Here is a 14,998-nt window from a genome sequence, read left to right as displayed (position 1 = left end):
TAGTACTACGCCATCGATGTACACCACACATGAGGCAGAATGCGGGCATGCTCGAACTCGCCATCCTGGGATTCCTCCACGAAGCGCCGCTGCACGGCTATGAGCTGCGCAAGCGCATCACCGCGCTCACCGGTCATGTGCGCCCGGTCGGCGAGAGCACGCTCTATCCGGCGATCAAACGCCTGGAGAAGGCGGGGCTCCTTGCCCGCGAGACCCGGCCGGGGGCGGCGGCCGCACCCCGGCACATGCTCACCCTGACCGAGGCCGGCCGCCAGGATCTGCTGCACCGGCTCGCCGAACCGGACCGCCTCGATGTCACCGACGAGAACCGCTGGTTCACGCTGCTCGCGTTTCTGCGCCATCTGCCGGACCCGGCCGAGCAGGCGGCCGTACTGCGCCGCAGGCTGGCCTTCCTGGAGGAGCCCGCGAGTTTCTTCTACGACGGCGAACGGCCCATCGCCGCAGAGGAGCTGGACGACCCGTTCCGGCGCGGCATTCTCACGATCGCCCGGGCCACCAGCGCGGCGGAGCTCAAGTGGCTCCGCACCACACTGCGTTCACTGGAGTGAGCCGGCCTCACTCGCCTTCGGTCACCTTGAGATGCCGGACGGGACAGCCGCGTACGCCCGGCGTCGGGAACGTGCCGAGCTCCGGCACGCGGTAGCCCTGGGGATAGCCCTTGACCTCGGGGTTCTGGCGCGCGTAATGAGGCACGGAGCGCGGCGGGAGCAGGCGTACGGCGCGGGCCCGCAGGCGCAGTGCACCGCGGACCAGGGCCCGTGCGGCGGGGGCGGGCGGGGCGTAACGGAACGCCCGCAGCAGCGCGTCGTCGAGGAGGGCGATGCTCGCGGTGCGCAGTACGGGGGCCAGCGGCTTCGGATACCACGACGCCATCAGGTCGAGGGTCGCGTCGGACACCCGGCGCGCCCCCTCGTCGAAGCCGAAATGGGCTGCCTCGTACGCGTCGAGACAGCGCTCGAACTCCTCGTAGGAATCCGGGATTTCCTTGATGCCCATGTGCTTGCCGAGCGTCTGGTAGTAGCGGGCCGAGGCGCGCAGTTCGTGGTCGCTCAGGCGCCGCCAGCCGTAGGCGTCGATCCAGCGCTTGGGCATGACGACGAAGGTGCAGAGCACGTAGCGCATGTCGTCGTCGCTGATGTCGTACGAGCGGTGCATCTGGTTGATGCGACGCACGGCGGTGCGTCCGCCCACGCTGTCGAAGCCGTGCTCGAGGACGGTGTCGAGGAGGAGAGCGGTGTCGTCGTACCGCTTCTGAGGACGGTCCGTCAGTTCCGCCGTCTCGGCGAGGAGTCGGCCGATGCCGGGCACGGCGTAGGTGCGGTACAGGGCGAGCTCCAGGGCGCGCGCGTGGTCCCAGGGGAATTCCAGCGTCGCCGACATCCGGTAGACCGTGAGGAAGTCCCGATCGGGGTCGAGCCGCTGGATTTCCTTGAGCCGGTCGAAGCGAGTCACCGCTGCCCCCTATGTCTCGGCGGAGGTTCAACTCTACGTTGGACAGGACCGTTTGTGAGATCGGCGCTGCCGCGCTGCGGCCGGGTCGTCCACGGGAATCCAGGTGGCTCCCGGGGAATCCAGGGAAGGTGGTCCTGATGTTCGGGAGATTCCGGAAGCCGGCCCGGTCGCAAGCGGCCGACGATCGCCACCACAACATCTTCGAGGCGGCGGCCGCGTATGTGGCGGCCTGCGCGGAGGACGACCAGGACGCGCTGGAAGAGGCGGCGGGCTGGGTCTCGCCGGAGGCCCTCTCCTTCGGGGTGCGCGAGCTGGCCTGCCGGGCGGTCATCGCACTGGCCCGCGACCGCGGCGAGTCCCCGAGCGCGGTCGCCCAGGAGCTGATGGGCCTGCCGGCGGCCTGAGGGGCACCCCGCGGGCCGGTGGTTCGGGACCGCCCTGCCACTTGGTCGTTCGCGACCCTCGACGTCCGCGTTACCCACTGGTTAGGGTGCGCCGACGAGCGAACCGAAGGGGAGGATTCCGTGACCGGGACGGACGAGGCCGAAGCGGCCGCAACCGCCGCAGACGAGGCGCTGTATGTGCTCACGGCGGTGCTCCTTACGCCGGCGCAGTTCCCGAGCGTGCTCGGCGACGACTACCCCGAGGCATGCGCGGCGCTCGGCCTCGGGCCGTACGCCCAGGGCTACGGTCTCGTCCTCGGCCAGGACGGCGCGGGCGCCCGCTGGACGGTGGTCGTCGACGACGTGTCGCTGGTGGCGGTCGCGATCGCGTCCTGGGACTGCGGCATGGAGTACGACCTGTCGCCGGACGAGCGCACGGTGGTAGCGGCCCTGCCGGGCTGGCCCCTGGAACTGGCCATCTCGGCCCCGGACGTCCCCGCCCCGCACGACCCCGACCCCAGCCCCGAAGCAGAGGGCCGTGCCCCGCTCGCGCCTCCCGACACGACCAAGTGGGGCCCGGCCCAGCGCCGCCTCGGCGCGGACGAGATCGCACTGCAATGGGCGGCGTGGCGGGACCAGCTGGGGGACGACGCGTTCGGGCCGGCGCCGAAGGACACCGCCGCCTCCGGCTCTGCCGAGGAGGAGGACAACGGCGACGGCTCCACCGATGTGCGTCGCGCGCCGCTGGAGGACGCCCCCGCATTGCCTGGCGCCTCGGACGAGGATTCCCCCGCCCCGGGTGACGCCGACGACACCGAGACGCATGGGGCCACCGGCGGCACAGAGGGCGCTGCGAAACCCGTGCCGGGCACGGATGACGCCGAACTCCCCCACATCGGGGCTCAGTTGTCCGGGGTACGACGCGTGCTGGCCGAGCTGCGCGGCTACCTCGACTCCGCGCCGCCCGTCGGCCGCGTCCGCTCGGCCTTCGCCCCGGGCGACGCCCGCATGCTGCGGGCCGACGGCCCCGGCTGGTCCCTGGTCGCCAGGACGGACGACATCGCCTTCGTCCTGCTCGACGAGTCTCCCGGCGAGGTGCACCCCGTGGGCCGCGGCACGGAACTGCCCGCCCTCCTCGAAGCGCTGGAGGCCATGGCCGTGCGGCCGTCCTGAAGGCGGTTGCCGCCGCCGGACCGGACCCCGACCTGGCGTTCGGCACCACCGTGCCTACGATCGTCCCCGGCACTTCGATCCGATCAGGTGCCGGTCAAGTGCCGCACCAGGCGCAACGGGTAACGGGGAGGAACTGGCATGGCAGGAAACGCCGTCGACGGGGACAAGGCCGGGAACGCGGAAGGGGAAGCCCTGGACGGGCAGGACGTGGTGTGCCGGCCCGTCGGCTGGGTGGTCGGCGGGCGGACCGAGGTCGCCGATGACCACTGGGACCGCGAGACGGCCGTGATCCGGCTCGACGCGGAGCAGTTCGGGCCGGAGGCGCTGTACGGTCTCGCGGACTTCTCGCATCTCGAAGTGGTCTTCCACTTCGACCGGGTGGCCCCCGAGAAGATCGAGTCCGGCGCCCGGCGCCCGCGCGGCAACCCGGACTGGCCGCTGGTCGGGATCTTCGCCCAGCGCGGCAAGAACCGCCCCAACCGCCTCGGCGTCTCGCGCTGCCGTGTCCTCGCGGTCGACGGTCTGGAGGTGCGGGTCGCGGGGCTCGACGCGGTGGACGGCACGCCGGTGCTGGACATCAAGCCGCACATGGCCGAGTTCGGCCCGCGCGGCGAGACCGCACAGCCGGAGTGGTCGGTGGAGCTGATGCGGGACTACTACGTGTGACTCGGGCGGACGCAAGGGAGTGACGCGGGTGCGCGTCGCCGGAGATCGGACGCACGTCGGGGGCAGCGCGGGCGACCGGTGGGCCCGCTGCCCACCCACGCCAAAGCCTGGGGCAGCGCGGGCGACCAGCCCGCACCCGCCTCACCCCTCAACTCCCCCGCACCGCACCCCGGTTGGGGCCCGCCGCCAAGCCTGCCTAAACCCGCTCGAGCGGCCGGTGCGGGCCCGCCGGCAGTTCGGCCGTGATCGGGTCCCCTGGGCGGATCTCGCCGCCCTCACGGACCACACTCATGATTCCGGCCTTGCGGACTATGGTGCCGTCGGCGTCGCGGCCGACGACCTGCTTCAGGAGGCCGTTCTGGAAGCCGTCGATCTGGAGGCACGGGTTGCGCAGGCCGGTGACCTCGACGACCGCCTCGGCGCCGATGTGCAGCAGGGTGCCGGTGGGCAGGCCGAGGAGGTCGATGCCCTCCGTCGTCACGTTCTCGCCGAGCTGTCCGGGGGCGACCTCGAAGCCCTGCCCGGCCACCTCGGCGAACAGCTCCCCGTGGATCAGGTGGACCTGGCGCAGGTTCGGCTGCGTCGGGTCCTGGGCGACGCGGGAGCGGTGCTTGACGGTCACGCCCGCGTGGACGTCTCCCGCCACCCCGAGCCCGGGCAGCAGCGTGATGCTGTCCCGGTTCGGCTTGGTGAACGAGTACTCACCGTTGCTGCTGACCGCCCTGACCGTGCCCTTGGTGCCGCTCATCGCGCGGAGCTCCCCTCTGCCGTGACAATGATCGGCCCGAGCCTATCCCGGCAGTTCAGGGGCATCCAGGGGCTGCCTAGCGGCCGAGCTCCTTGCGGGATATGTTCCGCAGCCTGCGGCGCTGGCTCGGGTCCAGCATCAGGTAGGCCGCCACGGGGACGCCGATCAGCACCAGCAGAGCGAGCCAGAAACCGATCAGTGGGATCAGGATGAGCCCCGCCACGACTCCACCGGCGGCGATCATCGCGCGCTTCGACATGTCCGTCGCCTTCCTTTTCGCGGCCTGTGGCCGCTCTTCCTGTCCAGAGAACGCGCGGCGGCGCCCGCTGGTTCCAGCCCTGCTTCCACTATGCGTCACTTCCGCAGCGGCGCGCCGACCTCGTGCATGTGCTCCAGTGCCTGCCGGTAGGAGTCGGTCAGCGAGGTCTCGGCGTACGGGACACCGAGGGCGGCGCAGTGGGCGCGGACCATCGGCTGGGCGAGCCTGAGGTGCGGGCGCGGCATGTTCGGGAAGAGGTGGTGCTCTATCTGGTAGTTCAGGCCGCCCAGGAACCAGTCGGTGAGGAAGCCGCCGCGTACGTTCCGCGAGGTCAGGACCTGGCGGCGCAGATGACCCCAGCCCGAGTCCCCGGGGTCGTTCGGGTCGGGCATCTCCATGCCCTTGTGGTTGGGGGCGAAGGTCATGCCGAGGTGCAGGCCGAACAGCGCGTGGTGCATCAGGGCGAAGACCAGCGCCTTGCCCGGCGACATGACGCTCAGGAGCAGGGTCGCGTAGCCGACGAGGTGGGCGATCAGGAGGGGCGCCTCCACGGCCCGCTCGCGGGGCGGCTGCCGCTTGAGGTCCTGGAATCCGTACACCTTCAGAGCGATGCCCTCCAGGAGCAGCATCGGGAAGAAGAGGCGGGCCTGGTTGCGGGTGAGCCAGCGGGCGAAGCCTTCGCGCTGCTCGGCCTGGCGCTGGGTCCACACGAGGGCGCCGACCCCTACATCGGGGTCCTTGTCTATGTGGTTGGGGTTGGCGTGGTGGCGGTTGTGCTTGTCGTTCCACCAGGCGTAGCTCATGCCGAGCAGGAGGTCGCTGTGGAACAGGCCGATGAGCCGGCCCGCGCCCTTGCCCCGGGTGATCTGGGCGTGCCCGGCGTCGTGGCCGAAGAAGGCGCTGCGGGCCCAGAACACCGAGAGCGGCACGGCGAGCAGCAGATTCCACCAGGTGTCGCCGGTCAGCACCATTCCCGTCACCGTCGCCGCCAGGGCAAGGAGGTTGACGGCGATGCGGGTCGCGTACCAGCCGGTGCGCCGGTCGAGCAGGCCCTGCCCCTTCACCGTCTTGAGCAGCGGCGCGAACTCGCTGCCCGCCCGCGGCTCGGCAGGGGCGCCGAGGCCCGTGGCGGGCTGCGGCATGGTCGCCTGTGACATGACGTCTCCGGTGGTCGGTCGTCCCCCGCAGTCCCCTGCGCTGACCCGATTGAACGTACGGATCGGCACCCCTCGACGACCATGGAGCCACCACCCCACTACGGGCGGGGGCTTACCCCGCGCCCCCGGGTGGTGCTGGCAACACCCACCCGGATCCCATGTGACGCAGGCCACCCCCAGAAGCCCCCGCCCGGGCCTTCTTTCCTGTACCCTCGGCCGCTCCGGCAACGTAGTCAAATTTGAGGAATGCGTTATCGCTGTGCAGAGGCTCCCCGCTCCCACACCGCCCCAGCTCGCCGAACTCGCCCGCTGTTCCGTGACCTTCCTGCCCGCCGACCCGTCCCGAACCGGCCTGATCGCCTTCTGGCACCCCGAGGCCGGAGAGCCCCCGGCTGCGCCCGGCACCATCGAGGACCTCACCGTCGTCGGCGCGGACGCCACGCTCCACGACGTACGCGCCCTCCTGCTGCCCGTCCGCGACGCGCTGCCCGTGCTCACCCGGGCACGCGCCTCGGCCGAGGCGTCGCGCCCAGCCGCGTTCTGGGGCACGGCCGCGCTGCTCGCCCTGCAACTCGCCGCACGGGGACTGCTGTTGCCCGGTCTCACCGCGAGCGACCACGATGCGTGGCGGGTCGGTCCGCTCGGCGCCGACGAGCTGGACAAGGTGCGCGAGCTGGCCGCCGCCATGCCTCCCGAGGCACATGCCGTGCCGCTCGACGCACCCGGCCCCGTACTGCTTCCGGAGCCCGAGCGGCTGCTGCGCGCCTTCCTCGACGCGGTCGCCGACGGCCTTCCGCGCACCCCCGCAGCCATGCGGGCCACCGGCTCGCCGGCCTTCGCAGCCGAGGCCCCGCAGCGGCTGCCCGAGCAGCGGGCCTGGGCCGCCGATGTGGCCGCCGGACACGACGCGGGCGTACGGATCTCGCTGCGGGTGGAGCTTCCCGGGCTCGCCTCGGCCGATCCGGAGAGCGCGGGGCCGGTGTTCCGGGCCGTGCTCCAGATGCACAGCGTCAGCGATCCCACGCTGGTCGCGGACGCCGCCGAGGTGTGGGCCGGATCCGGTACGGCCGCCGCGTTCGGGCCCCGGGCCCGCATGGACGCGCTGCTCGCTCTGCGCCGGGCGGCCCGCGCCTGGGCCCCGCTGGCCCCGCTGCTCTCGGCCGCCGTGCCGGACGCGGTCGAGCTCGCCGACGACGAGGCGGCCGAGCTGCTCGGCGCGGCCGCGCGCACGCTGGCCGCGATCGGCGTGCAGGTGCACTGGCCGAAGGAGCTGTCCCGCACGCTGACCGCGCGTGCGGTGATCGGCCCGCAGGACTCGCCGGCCCCGCAGGGGCAGGGAGCCGAGCGGATCGAGTCCGGTGCGCCCTCGGCTCTCTCCGCCGACGCGCTGCTCGCGTTCGACTGGCGGTTCGCGCTGGGTGGCGCCGAGCTGTCCCGGCAGGAGCTGGACGCGCTCGCCGAGGCCAACCGTCCCGTGGTGCGGCTGCGCGACCAGTGGGTGCTCGTCGATCCGGTGGAAGTGCGGCGCGCCCGCTCCACCCAGGACCGCAAGGTGACCCCGGTCGACGCGCTCGCCGCCGTCCTGAGCGGCTCGACCGAGATCGAGGGACGCCGCGTCGACGTCGAGGCGACCGGCTGGCTGGCCCGCCTGCGCGACCGGCTCGCCGACCCCGAGGGGGACCGCGAACAACCCGTCGCCCAACCGGCCGCGCTCACCGCCCAGTTGCGCGACTACCAGCTGCGCGGCCTCAACTGGCTTGCCGACATGACGTCGTTGGGCCTCGGCGGCTGTCTCGCCGACGACATGGGCCTCGGCAAGACGATCACGCTCATCGCCCTGCATCTGCACCGCCGGAGCGACCCGGCGACGGCGGGCCCCACCCTCGTCGTCTGCCCCACCTCCCTCATGGGTAACTGGCAGCGGGAGATCGAGAAGTTCGCGCCGGGCACGCCCGTGCGCCGCTTCCACGCGTCCTCCCGCTCGCTCGACGCGCTGGCGGACGGCGAGTTCGTGCTCACCACATACGGCACCATGCGCCTGGACGCCGCCAAACTGGCGCGTGCGCAGTGGGGCATGGTGGTCACCGACGAGGCCCAGCACGTCAAGAACCCGTACTCCGCGACGGCCAGAGCGCTGCGCACCATCGGGGCGCGGGCCCGGGTGGCGCTCAGCGGCACGCCCGTCGAGAACAACCTCTCCGAGTTGTGGGCGATCCTCGACTGGACCACGCCCGGACTGCTCGGCCCGCTCGCCGCCTTCCGCACGAAGTACGCGTCCGCCGCCGAGAGCGGCTCCGACCCGGCGGCCGCCGAACGGCTCTCCCGGCTCGTGCGGCCCTTTCTGCTGCGCCGCCGCAAGTCCGACCCGGGGATCGCTCCCGAGCTGCCGCCCAAGACCGAGACCGACCGGGCCGTCTCGCTCACCAAGGAGCAGACCGGCCTGTACGAGGCGGTGGTGCGCGAGACGCTCGCCGAGATCTCGGGCGCGGACGGCCTGGAGCGGCGCGGCCTGGTGATGAAGCTCCTCACCGGACTGAAGCAGATCTGCAACCACCCCGCCCAGTACCTCAAGGAGGACAGCCCCAGGATCACCGGCCGCTCGGGGAAGCTGGAGCTGCTCGACGAGCTCCTGGACACCATCCTCGCCGAGGACGGCTCGGTCCTCGTCTTCACCCAGTACGTACAGATGGCCCGGCTCATCGAGGAGCATCTGGCGGCGCGCGGCGTGCCCACGCAGTTCCTGCACGGAGGGACGCCCGTGGAGCGCCGCGAGGACATGGTGCGGCGCTTCCAGGACGGTCACGTCCCGGTGTTTCTCCTGTCGTTGAAGGCGGCCGGGACCGGCCTGAATCTCACCCGGGCCGGCCATGTCATCCACTACGACCGCTGGTGGAACCCGGCCGTAGAGGCGCAGGCCACCGACCGGGCGTACCGCATCGGCCAGACCCAGCCGGTCCAGGTGCACCGGTTGATCGCGGAGGGCACCGTCGAGGACCGGATCGCGGAAATGCTGGACCGCAAGCGGGAGTTGGCGGATGCGGTGCTCGGCTCGGGCGAGTCCGCGCTGACCGAACTCTCCGATGCCGAGTTGACGGATCTGGTGGCACTGCGAGGGAGCGGACGATGAGCGACACGTACGAGAACGAGCGCACTTTCGAGCCGCTGCCGCCCGCGCACGGACGGGGCTTCGCGACGAGTTGGTGGGGTCTCGCCTGGCTGAAGGCCCTGGAGGACACCGCGCTCGACGGTCAGCAGCTCAAGCAGGGGCGCCGGCTCGCCAGGGAAGGCGCGGTCGGCGCGGTGACGGTACGGCCGGGCCGGATCACCGCGGTGGTACGCGACCGGGACGGCTCGCACCATCGCGGCGACGTGCTGCTCCAGGAGCTGGACGAGGACGACTGGGACCGCTTCCTCACGATGGCGGCGGAGCGCGCGGGGCACATCGCGGCGCTGCTCGACCGCGAGATGCCACCGCACCTCGTGGAGGACGCGACGAGTGCGGGAGTCGAACTCCTCCCCGCGATAGGCGACTTGGAGCCCAGGTGCACCTGCGAAGCATGGGACCACTGCCCTCACACGGCGGCCCTCTGCTATCAGGTGGCACGGCTCCTGGATCAGGATCCGTTCGTGCTGCTGCTGATGCGGGGCCGCGCGGAACGGCCGCTGCTCGACGCCCTGCAGGAGCGCAGCGCGGCCCCGGTCGCGGACGGACCAGCGATACCGCAGGGCGTCCCGGCCGAGGAGGCGTTCGCGGCCCGGGACATCGTGCCGCCGCTGCCCGACCTGCCCCGGCTTCCACCGGAACCGGGCGAGCCCCCGCACCTGGACACCGAGACGGCTCCGGAAGCGGGTGTCGACCCGGCGGCACTGGAGTTCCTGGCGGCGGACGCGGCGGCACGGGCGCACCGCATGCTGGCGGAGGCTCTGGCCAACGGTCATGAACTCCAGGCACCCGAAGTGGAGTTGACGGAGGATCAGGACACGGTACGCCTGGCCGCCGGCTGCCACGAAAGCCGGATCTCGGCGCGGCTGGCCACCGCCTCGGGTCGTCGCCCGGCAGATCTGGCGACAGCCGTACGCGCCTGGCGGCTCGGCGGAACCGCATCGCTCCAGGCTCTTGAGGAGGAGTGGACTCCGGACGCGGAGGCGCTGGCCCGAGCCGTCGCGGGGCTCGACCGCGCCTGGCCCGAGGGCGAGCGCCCGACGCTGCGGACGGCCGGCGGCAACCGCTGGACCGTGACCGGCCAGGACGCCCAACTGCGCCTCGGCAGGGACGGCCGGTGGTGGCCCTACCGCAAGGAACGCGGCCGCTGGACCCCAGCGGGACCAGCCGACCGGGACCCGGCGGCCGCACTGGAGACGATGCCGGCGGAGGGCGGCACGGGCGGCTGAGCCAGGATGGGGGACGTCACAGGGCATGCCGACGCACGGCGCCACCGGCAGGGGACGCCACCGCCTTCCGAGCCCGACCCGACGCCCCGACGCTCCCCGCGGTTCACCGTGCGGACGGCGGGAGTTCGTGCCCGCCTCCCAGGCTGTGGCTCGCCCGCCCTGTCCGCCTTGGAGGATGCGTGTCCCCTCGCTCCGTCAGACGGTCCGCCGCCGTCGCACTGCCGCTCGCCGTACTGACTGCCGTCGCGGTCACCGGCCCCGCCGATGGCGCGCCCCGCCCCGGCCACCCTCACCACGACGCACGGGTCACCAACACGGCCGTCCTCGGCGACATCCCACTCGGCACGTTCAGCAACACCATGCTCCCCGGCACCGTCGGCAACGACCGCGGGATCCACCTCGGCGGCATCGGCAGCGACATCTACCCGGCCGGGCGCAAGGGCGAGTTCTGGACCGTCACCGACCGGGGCCCCAACGGCCAGGTCAAGGTCGCCGGCGCCAAGCGGCGCACCTTCCCGGTGCCCGGATTCGACCCGGCGATCGTGAAGGTGCGGGTCGAGGGCAGCACCCTCAAGGTGCTCAAGTCGATCCCGGTCACGACCCGTTCGGGCGCGCCCGTCACCGGCCTGTCCAACCAGGCGGGCCACGACGAGGCCCCGTACGGCTACGACGCGCAGCAGCCGCTGGCGTACAACCCGAACGGTCTGGACACCGAGGGCATCGTGCGGGCGGCGGACGGCAGTTTCTGGCTGGCGGACGAGTACGGGCCCTCGCTGGTGCACGTCTCCGCGCGGGGCCAGGTGCTCACCCGGTACGTGCCCAAGGGCCTGAAGCCGGCCGGCACCGACTACCCCGCCGTCGAGGCACTGCCCGCGATCCTGGCCCAGCGGAAGATCAACCGGGGCTTCGAGGGACTCGCCCAACTCTCCGGCGGAGACCTGGTGTTGGCGGTACAGAGCCCCCTGTCGGTGCCGGACACCGCTGCCGGTGAGGGCTCACGCAATGTGCGACTGCTTCGCTTCTCGCCGCGCCGCCAGGCGGTCACCGCCGAGTACGCGTACCGCTTCGATCCGGTCGGTGTCGTCGACCCGGGCGAGGACGACACCTCGGAGCTGAAGATCTCCTCGGTCGTGGCACTCGGGGACGACCGGCTGCTCGTCGAGGAGCGTACGGACCGGGCCGCCCGCCTCCAGGAAGTACGGCTGCCGCGCGGCGCCGGCATCCTGGGCAGCCCGTGGGACAGCCCGGCCACCAGCCCCTCGTACGAGCAGCTCGGCGATCCCGCAGCGGCTGGAGTGCCGGTGCTGCGCAAGAAGCTCGTCGTGGACCTCGGGAAGGTGCCGGGCGTGCCGGGCAAGATCGAGGGCGTCGCACTGGCGGGCCCCGGCACGCTCGCCCTGATCAACGACAACGACTTCGGCATGACGGACGGCCCCGGAGCCTTCGACCCGTCGGGCCGAATCGTGGACAGCGGAGCAAGGACAAAGCTGCTGTACCTCCAGCTCCCTCGCTGATCAAAGGGGCGGGGAGCAACCCTGTTGGAGCGCGGGGAGCTGCGCCACCGGCGGGGAGGCTGGGGCGCGCTCACCCCAGAGCCCGCCCGGCCGACACCAGCCCCTCCACCCCGGAGGGAATCCCGCTGGGCCATTCCGTGGGGAACCCGCTGGGCAGCGCGGTCGGGAAGCCGCTCGGCAACTCTGAGGGCAGGGACGGGAGTTCGGACGGAAATGCAGTAGGGAGCGAGGTCGGGAACCCGCTCGGCAGGCTCAGTGAAGGCGTCGGCGTCGGGCTGGCTGGGCTGCTCCCGGCAGGGCCGCGCGGCTTCTCGGCGCCGCCGCCCCGCGTGACCGCGAAGGCGATCGCGGCGATCGCCACGAAGGCCACCACAATCGCCACGGCGAGGAAGGGGCCTCTGCGCCGCCCTCCGCCCGGCGGCCGAGGCGGCGGTTCCGGCGGCCCGAAACCCCCTCCCGGCGGCGGTCCGAATCCTTGCCCGTACGGCGGACCGGGCGGCTTGGGCGGTACGGGCGGTGTGGCCATACCCCCCAGAGTCGGCGAAAAGGGGGCACCCTCGCGACCCTTCTGCGGAAGTTGCGTCAACCTGGCCGAACGGCCGCACCATGTGAGGGACCCCACCCGCACCCCCGCCCTCTTCCACCCCGCGCGTCCCGGACCGTACGGTAACTGTCGCTAGCCTCTTGCCTGTTGACCGACAGAGGGAGCGCACGGTGCCGGCGGAATCCAGTACGGGAACGGGGCTGGCGAGGAACGCCGTCGGTCTGCGTGAGGTCCTCTTCCAGAGCGTCACCGCGATGGCACCCGCGGCGGCCGTCGCCGCTTCCATCCCGGCGGGCGCCGCGTTCGCGGGCGGCAGCCTGCCCCTGTCGGTCCTGGTGGCGCTCGTGGCGTGCTTGTTCACGGCGTCGTGCGTGGCGGAACTCGCGCAGCATCTGCCCGCCGCCGGTTCGGTCGCCACCTACAGCGCCCAGGGTCTGCATCCGGCGGTGGGGTTCCTGGTCGGCTGGGGCTATGTGTTCGTCGAGGTCCTGGTGCCGCCCCTGCCGCTGCTCCAGCTCGGCTTCACCACGGCGGGCACGTTGCACCAGCGGTGGGCATCGTATCCGGCGGATCTGTGGTGGCCGTGGTCGCTGGCCGGGGCGGTCGTCATAGCGGTCACGGGCTTCTTCGGAGTGCGCGCCTCGGCCCGGTTCGGCACGGCGCTCGGAATCTTCGAGGTCGTGGTGTTCGTCGCGTTCGCGGTGACGCTGATCGTGGCGGCCGGATCGCACAACACCCTTTCCGTATTCGGCACTTCGCACACCGCACAGGGCTACAGCGGAATCGGCGGGGTGTTCGCCGGTTCCGTCTATACGGTGCTGGCCTTCGCCGGGTTCGAGTCGGCCGCCCCGCTCGCCGAAGAGGCCAGGGACCCGCAGCGCACGATGCGCCGGGCGGTGTTCGGGGCGGCCCTCTCCATCGGGGTGGTGTACGTCGTGACCACGTACGCGATGGCGGTCTACTTCGGCCCCGACCGGTTCTCCGGGTTCGGCGCGTCCGGCGACGCCTCGTGGGAGGGCGTGGCGCGAGCGTCGTTCGGGCTGTTCTGGGTCGTCCTCTTCCTGGCCGTGGTCAACTCGACGATCGCGAACGCCAACGCGTCCTCCAACGTGTCGACGCGTACGGCCTTCGCGCTCGGCCGGATCGGGTTCTTCCCCCACGCCTTCACCCGGCTCCACCCCCGCCACCGCTCCCCCGTCACCGGTGTCGCCGTGCAGTTCGCCGTGGCGGTGGCCGCGATGCTGGGGCTCGGCCTCCGGTACGGCCCGGTGACGGCGTTCGCCCTGCTCGCCACGGTCATCGTCACCGTGATCATCGGCGTGTACATCGTGGCCGACCTGGCCTGCGCCGGATACTTTCTGCGGCGGCGCCGCGACCTGTTCAGCCCGATGAGGCATGTGCTGTTCCCGGTGCTCGGCATCGCCGCGTTCGTCCCGGCGCTGCTCACCGCGGCGGGCATCCCGGCCTTCAGCTTCGTCGCCGAGCTCGCGCCGCCGGTGTCGTACGCCGGGCTCGTCGTCGGGGCGTGGATGGCGATCGGGGTCGTCGTGCTCGTGGTCGTCACGCGCCGGCACCCCGAGCGCCTTGCACAGACCGGCCGCGTTCACCTCATCGATCCCGATGAGGACCACGAGGAGACAGGAGCGGTACGAGGATGAGCGACGATCCCCGGATCCTGACCGTGCGGCCCAAGGAGAACGAGTACGCCTGGACGTTCGGAGGCGCGGCCCCGGTCGCCCGGATCACCCCCGGGACCGCCCTCGACCTGTACACCGAGGACTGCTTCGCCGGGCGGGTGCGTTCCGAGCGCGATCTGGTGTCCCGTGTCTGCGAGTTCCCGTTCCTCAATCCGCAGACCGGGCCGTTCTACGTCGAGGGCGCCGAACCGGGTGACACCCTCGCCGTGCACTTCGTGTCGATCCGGCCCGCGCGGGACTGGGCGGCGTCGACGACCGTCCCGCTGTTCGGCGCTCTCACCTCCACCCATGTGACGGCGACGCTCCAGCCGCCGCTGCCCGAGGTGGTGTGGATGTGGGAGCTCGACCGGGCGCGCGGGACGTGTCTGTTCCGGGCCCGCGAGGGCGACATCGAGATCGAGCTGCCCATGGACCCGATGCACGGCACGGTCGGCGTGGCCCCGGCCAACCTGGAGGTGCGTTCCGCCCTGGTGCCCGACGCGCACGGCGGGAACATGGACACGCCGGAGATGCGGGCCGGTGTGACCTGCTATCTCGGGGTCAATGTGGAGGGCGCCCTGGTGAGCCTCGGTGACGGACACGCCCGCCAGGGTGAGGGCGAGACATGCGGGGTCGCCGTCGAGTGCGCCATGAACACGGTGGTGGTGGTCGAGCTCCTCAAGGGCGTCGACACACCCTGGCCGCGCATCGAGTCCGACACCCACATCATGTCGACGGGCTCGGCCCGCCCCCTCGAAGACGCCTTCCGCATCTCGCAGGTGGACCTGGTGCGCTGGCTGGAGCGCGACTACGGCCTTTCCGCGCTGGACGCGTACCAACTCGTGAGCCAGGCGGGTGAGGCTCCGCTTGCCAACGTCTGCGACACCAATTACACCTGTGTCGCCAAGATCCGCAAGGAGTGGCTGCCCCGGCAGGGCGAGCCGCACCGGGGCCTGCACCGCCACCTGCGGAAGCAAGCCACTCAACTCCCTTCTTTCCCGCCTAGTTGAGGA

General features: G+C 72.0%; 14 protein-coding genes. 9 read left to right on the top strand and 5 right to left on the bottom strand.

Annotation, left to right across the window (positions count from 1 at the left end; translation table 11 throughout):
* Window positions 1-47: 47 nt before the first annotated feature.
* On the top strand, window positions 48-569 hold the full coding sequence (locus tag ABD346_RS11085; RefSeq protein WP_344374101.1) for a PadR family transcriptional regulator: 522 nt from the start codon (window positions 48-50) through the stop codon (window positions 567-569).
* Between the two features lie 7 nt (window positions 570-576).
* Here the strand turns inward: ABD346_RS11085 and ABD346_RS11080 are convergent, their stop codons facing one another.
* On the bottom strand, window positions 577-1,473 hold the full coding sequence (locus ABD346_RS11080; RefSeq protein WP_344374100.1) for an oxygenase MpaB family protein: 897 nt from the start codon (window positions 1,471-1,473) through the stop codon (window positions 577-579).
* A 137-nt stretch (window positions 1,474-1,610) separates the two neighbouring features.
* Here ABD346_RS11080 and ABD346_RS11075 point away from each other — a divergent pair, with 137 nt between their 5' ends.
* From ABD346_RS11075 to ABD346_RS11065, 3 genes are all read left to right on the top strand, one after another.
* Window positions 1,611-1,877, top strand: a complete 267-nt coding sequence (locus ABD346_RS11075; protein ID WP_344374099.1) for a hypothetical protein — start codon at window positions 1,611-1,613, stop codon at window positions 1,875-1,877.
* 120 nt (window positions 1,878-1,997) lie between these two features.
* Window positions 1,998-3,029 (top strand): hypothetical protein, encoded by a 1,032-nt coding sequence (locus ABD346_RS11070; protein WP_344374098.1) that lies wholly within the window; start codon window positions 1,998-2,000, stop codon window positions 3,027-3,029.
* Window positions 3,030-3,167: 138 nt separating this feature from the next.
* Complete coding sequence (locus tag ABD346_RS11065) at window positions 3,168-3,695, top strand: SAM-dependent methyltransferase (RefSeq protein ID WP_344374096.1); 528 nt, start codon at window positions 3,168-3,170, stop codon at window positions 3,693-3,695.
* 196 nt (window positions 3,696-3,891) lie between these two features.
* On the opposite strand, the gene ABD346_RS11060 is transcribed toward ABD346_RS11065, so the two are convergent.
* From ABD346_RS11060 to ABD346_RS11050, 3 genes are all read right to left on the bottom strand, one after another.
* Complete coding sequence (locus ABD346_RS11060) at window positions 3,892-4,443, bottom strand: MOSC domain-containing protein (protein ID WP_344374095.1); 552 nt, start codon at window positions 4,441-4,443, stop codon at window positions 3,892-3,894.
* Window positions 4,444-4,519: 76 nt separating this feature from the next.
* Window positions 4,520-4,702 carry a hypothetical protein gene (locus ABD346_RS11055; protein ID WP_114034603.1) on the bottom strand — a complete coding sequence of 61 codons (183 nt, stop codon included), beginning with the start codon at window positions 4,700-4,702 and terminating at the stop codon, window positions 4,520-4,522.
* Between the two features lie 95 nt (window positions 4,703-4,797).
* Window positions 4,798-5,844 (bottom strand): fatty acid desaturase family protein, encoded by a 1,047-nt coding sequence (locus ABD346_RS11050; protein WP_344374468.1) that lies wholly within the window; start codon window positions 5,842-5,844, stop codon window positions 4,798-4,800.
* A gap of 274 nt (window positions 5,845-6,118) precedes the next feature.
* On the opposite strand from ABD346_RS11050, the gene ABD346_RS11045 reads away from it, so the two are divergent.
* From ABD346_RS11045 to ABD346_RS11035, 3 genes are all read left to right on the top strand, one after another.
* The gene (locus ABD346_RS11045; protein ID WP_344374092.1) at window positions 6,119-8,986 is read left to right on the top strand and encodes a DEAD/DEAH box helicase; all 2,868 of its coding nucleotides are present in this window, start codon (window positions 6,119-6,121) and stop codon (window positions 8,984-8,986) included.
* Window positions 8,983-10,251 carry an SWF or SNF family helicase gene (locus ABD346_RS11040; RefSeq protein WP_344374090.1) on the top strand — a complete coding sequence of 423 codons (1,269 nt, stop codon included), beginning with the start codon at window positions 8,983-8,985 and terminating at the stop codon, window positions 10,249-10,251. Before ABD346_RS11045 ends, ABD346_RS11040 begins: the two co-directional genes overlap by 4 nt.
* Before the next feature lie 179 nt (window positions 10,252-10,430).
* Window positions 10,431-11,765 (top strand): esterase-like activity of phytase family protein, encoded by a 1,335-nt coding sequence (locus ABD346_RS11035; protein WP_344374088.1) that lies wholly within the window; start codon window positions 10,431-10,433, stop codon window positions 11,763-11,765.
* Between the two features lie 70 nt (window positions 11,766-11,835).
* Here ABD346_RS11035 and ABD346_RS11030 read toward each other — a convergent pair whose 3' ends face one another.
* Entirely contained in the window at window positions 11,836-12,147 is a 312-nt protein-coding gene (locus tag ABD346_RS11030; protein ID WP_344374087.1) for a hypothetical protein, read from the bottom strand.
* Between the two features lie 332 nt (window positions 12,148-12,479).
* Between ABD346_RS11030 and ABD346_RS11025 the strand changes: the two genes are divergently transcribed.
* Window positions 12,480-13,967 carry an APC family permease gene (locus ABD346_RS11025; RefSeq protein ID WP_344374085.1) on the top strand — a complete coding sequence of 496 codons (1,488 nt, stop codon included), beginning with the start codon at window positions 12,480-12,482 and terminating at the stop codon, window positions 13,965-13,967.
* Complete coding sequence (locus tag ABD346_RS11020) at window positions 13,964-14,995, top strand: acetamidase/formamidase family protein (RefSeq protein ID WP_344374084.1); 1,032 nt, start codon at window positions 13,964-13,966, stop codon at window positions 14,993-14,995. Before ABD346_RS11025 ends, ABD346_RS11020 begins: the two co-directional genes overlap by 4 nt.
* Window positions 14,996-14,998 lie beyond the last annotated feature (3 nt).

The sequence above is a fragment of the Streptomyces mauvecolor genome (assembly GCF_039532965.1).
GTDB lineage: Bacteria > Actinomycetota > Actinomycetes > Streptomycetales > Streptomycetaceae > Streptomyces > Streptomyces violascens.
Note: the sequence above shows the minus strand (reverse complement) of the source record. Positions and strands in the feature narration are given on the sequence as shown.

Excerpts from the sequence above, each read along its gene's own strand:
- ABD346_RS11085 (WP_344374101.1), top strand. The coding sequence starts at position 48 with ATGCTCGAACTCGCCATCCTGGGATTCCTCCACGAAGCGCCGCTGCAC.
- ABD346_RS11075 (WP_344374099.1), top strand. The coding sequence starts at position 1,611 with ATGTTCGGGAGATTCCGGAAGCCGGCCCGGTCGCAAGCGGCCGACGAT.
- ABD346_RS11040 (WP_344374090.1), top strand. The coding sequence starts at position 8,983 with ATGAGCGACACGTACGAGAACGAGCGCACTTTCGAGCCGCTGCCGCCC.
- ABD346_RS11060 (WP_344374095.1), bottom strand. The coding sequence starts at position 4,443 with ATGAGCGGCACCAAGGGCACGGTCAGGGCGGTCAGCAGCAACGGTGAG.
- ABD346_RS11055 (WP_114034603.1), bottom strand. The coding sequence starts at position 4,702 with ATGTCGAAGCGCGCGATGATCGCCGCCGGTGGAGTCGTGGCGGGGCTC.
- ABD346_RS11020 (WP_344374084.1), top strand. The coding sequence starts at position 13,964 with ATGAGCGACGATCCCCGGATCCTGACCGTGCGGCCCAAGGAGAACGAG.
- ABD346_RS11065 (WP_344374096.1), top strand. The coding sequence starts at position 3,168 with ATGGCAGGAAACGCCGTCGACGGGGACAAGGCCGGGAACGCGGAAGGG.
- ABD346_RS11050 (WP_344374468.1), bottom strand. The coding sequence starts at position 5,844 with ATGCCGCAGCCCGCCACGGGCCTCGGCGCCCCTGCCGAGCCGCGGGCG.